We start from the raw sequence: 2,798 nt of genomic DNA, 5'->3' as shown, positions 1-2,798 counted from the left end.
AAACCTGTAAAAGTAGTGACATTTTCCAGCCTCAGCCAAGCACTGCTCAATACGGACCCTTTTAAATGTATTCTGTGTGGCGGGAAAATGGTCTATCAGCGGGTCTTGTATGGGCTGGTAACAAAGGATCTGGTTGCTAACGCAGTGGAAATAGCGCGAATGCGTTACGTGATGTAATGCAGGGAAGATCTGCCTGAATTCAGCAAATTCGTTCAAAAATCAGTCGATTAGCCAACAAATAATGATCTCACTCCCTCTTGTGCTGAAAAAAACAGCAAATCTTACCGACTGTGATCCCTATTTCATACGGCCTCAGGATCTTTGAAATTCCTAGGCGTAAATTCCTAGGCGTCAAGGTCAAAAGACGGGGCTACGCCCCCCCCGAAGGGGTCCCCCCCTAAACTACGATGTCGCGGCTGATCGCCGCTCCGCATCACGGCGCTGAAGCGCCTGAAAAACCCCTCGCTGGACGGTTCTTTTGTCTTCGACCATTCAACGATTGTGTCGCTGAAAGTTCGTAGCTGGCATGACTCGCACTGCTCGTCATGCCCAAAACCCGCTTAGCAGGGGCGCAAGCGCGGTTCCGTGGTCTCTGTCGGCTTCGTAGTTCGCTCCGCTCACGCATCGGCGCGTAGAAACGCCTGTACGCCTCTGTAAGCGATTTTCGCGCCTTCCATGCCCTGACGGGCATCTAAAACCGAGAAAACGCCGCTACGGGCTTTCTAGGGGCCTTAAAATCGAAAAAGAATAAGTCTCTGTAACTCCCACCGCTCGCCGCAGTCTTTGGCTGAGGCGTACCGCAGGAGCGAAGCGACGAGGAACGAACAGCCAAAGCGAGGAAGCGGAAGATCACCAGAACCAACAGATAAACGCGTTCACACTGGAGTTGCCTGAAAGCTCTTTTTGGTGCTCTCTGTCACCCCGCAGGGGGAGGGTTCAGTCGCTTCGCTCCTTCTCCCTCCCAGAGGAGATATAGTGGATTTTATAAGTTATTGAAATTTAATGTTTTGTTTTTTTTTCGTGTGCACCAGCTGTGCAACAACGTTGTTGCACCAGCTATGCAACAGTTCGCACGACTATGTAGCAAAAATGCACGTATATTTGCGCACCAAGTGTTGCAATTACGCATAGTATTGTGCGAAAATGAGACATTAATGATGCAATGAGATGATTGCTATGCTCTTATCGACTAAAGAACAAATGGAAATTAGAAAAAAAGCACTTGAGAATGAAGATTTAAGGAAACAAGAAGCCTTAAAAAAAGAGAGAAAAAATAAAGGATTTACTCAGGTATATCCAAGAGGTTGGAAGAGAATAATAGAATTATCAAAAGGGAACGCTGGTGCTTCTGGTTTATATGCTTTTTTTGCTCAACATATTGATCCCTCGTGTGGGGCGGTTGTTTGTGATCAACAATTTTTAGCAGATCAATTTGAAGTAAACAGAAGCACAATAAGCCGTTGGCTTTCTTACCTAGAAAAAGAGGTGGCTATTGTTCGTATTCCTGTTGCTGGGCGTGTTTGTGCCTATGCATTAGATCCACGCGAAGTTTGGAAAGGTTACGATAATTCAAAAGAATATGCCGCTTTCGTAACCAGAACATTAGTTAACAAAGACGGTGAAATAAAAAGAAAAATAATGGCGATGTTTTCAACAGGAGAAGGTAGTAACGAAAAACAAGAAAGTTTTTATGAATAGTGCGGTGTATTGAGGTTGTCCCCCTCAGCACACCGCTAACCACCACAACCTAGCTAGGAGGCTGTCATGGCTGCCGAATATGGTATCAGTTCGAGTTAAAAAATCGCATCCCTTACTACAAGCTGTTCCCGAAGCTCTCACCGCGTGAGGTCGAGGTTCACGCCTAGGAATTTCAAAGATCCTGAGGCCGTATGAAATAGGGATCACAGTCGGTAAGATTTGCTGTTTTTTTCAGCACAAGAGGGAGTGAGATCATTATTTGTTGGCTAATCGACTGATTTTTGAACGAATTTGCTGAATTCAGGCAGATCTTCCCTGCATTACATCACGTAACGCATTCGCGCTATTTCCACTGCGTTAGCAACCAGATCCTTTGTTACCAGCCCATACAAGACCCGCTGATAGACCATTTTCCCGCCACACAGAATACATTTAAAAGGGTCCGTATTGAGCAGTGCTTGGCTGAGGCTGGAAAATGTCACTACTTTTACAGGTTTTTTCTCTTCCTGAGCCAGTGCCTTTTTTACCTTCAGCAATAATGTTCCCACCACTCGGTTTGCGAGAAAACCAAAGTACCGCACCATCCGAAAGTGTTTCTCCGGGATATGTTAAACTAGTTGCTGAATAGAGACTTGCATTTTTTGTCACGCTATAGACAATAAAAAGAGGTTTAACTTAGAAAATAACGGTTTGAAATGATCAACAAAGAGCAGTTGTTACGAGATAATCGTTTATGTAAAGCAATCATTGGATTATCAGTCGAAGAATTGAAAAATTTAGCCGCTGAATTTTCAGCTTGTTATTTGATTTATCGGAAAAAGAATCGAAAAGCTCACGAGCGGCAGATGGGTGCAGGGCAGAAAGGATTTATCCCAACCCCATTAGATAAACTGCTTTTTATTTTATTGTATTTAAAATGTTATCCGACCTATGATTTGCAAGGACTTCTTTTTGGTTTAGATAGAACACGGGCATGTCGCTGGGTAAAAATATTATTGCCGGTTTTAGAGATGACCTTGGGGCGAGAATGTGTTTTGCCCGCTCGTCAAATTCGCTCTGCTGAGGAATTTTTTCGCGCCTTTCCTGGAGTTAAAGACGTC

The 2,798-nt window shown here is 44.4% G+C and carries 3 protein-coding genes; 2 read left to right on the top strand and 1 reads right to left on the bottom strand.

The features are described 5' to 3' along the window. Window positions 1–1,167: 1,167 nt before the first annotated feature. Window positions 1,168–1,698, top strand: coding sequence for a helix-turn-helix domain-containing protein (locus CBG25_RS18190; protein WP_290608423.1), 531 nt, complete (start codon window positions 1,168–1,170; stop codon window positions 1,696–1,698). A gap of 320 nt (window positions 1,699–2,018) precedes the next feature. Here the strand turns inward: CBG25_RS18190 and CBG25_RS18185 are convergent, their stop codons facing one another. After that, the gene (locus CBG25_RS18185; protein WP_290608421.1) at window positions 2,019–2,282 is read right to left on the bottom strand and encodes a hypothetical protein; all 264 of its coding nucleotides are present in this window, start codon (window positions 2,280–2,282) and stop codon (window positions 2,019–2,021) included. Between the two features lie 111 nt (window positions 2,283–2,393). Between CBG25_RS18185 and CBG25_RS18180 the strand changes: the two genes are divergently transcribed. Beyond that, window positions 2,394–2,798: transposase family protein (locus CBG25_RS18180; RefSeq protein WP_290603697.1), on the top strand; the 405-nt coding region annotated here is incomplete at its 3' end.

Origin of the sequence: Arsenophonus sp. ENCA, from assembly GCF_002287155.1 — a bacterium.
GTDB lineage: Bacteria > Pseudomonadota > Gammaproteobacteria > Enterobacterales > Enterobacteriaceae > Arsenophonus > Arsenophonus nilaparvatae.
Note: the sequence above shows the minus strand (reverse complement) of the source record. Positions and strands in the feature narration are given on the sequence as shown.

Bases quoted from the DNA above. Each gene is read 5' to 3' on its own strand.
- CBG25_RS18190 (WP_290608423.1), top strand. From the start codon at position 1,168: ATGATTGCTATGCTCTTATCGACTAAAGAACAAATGGAAATTAGAAAA.
- CBG25_RS18185 (WP_290608421.1), bottom strand. From the start codon at position 2,282: ATGGTGCGGTACTTTGGTTTTCTCGCAAACCGAGTGGTGGGAACATTA.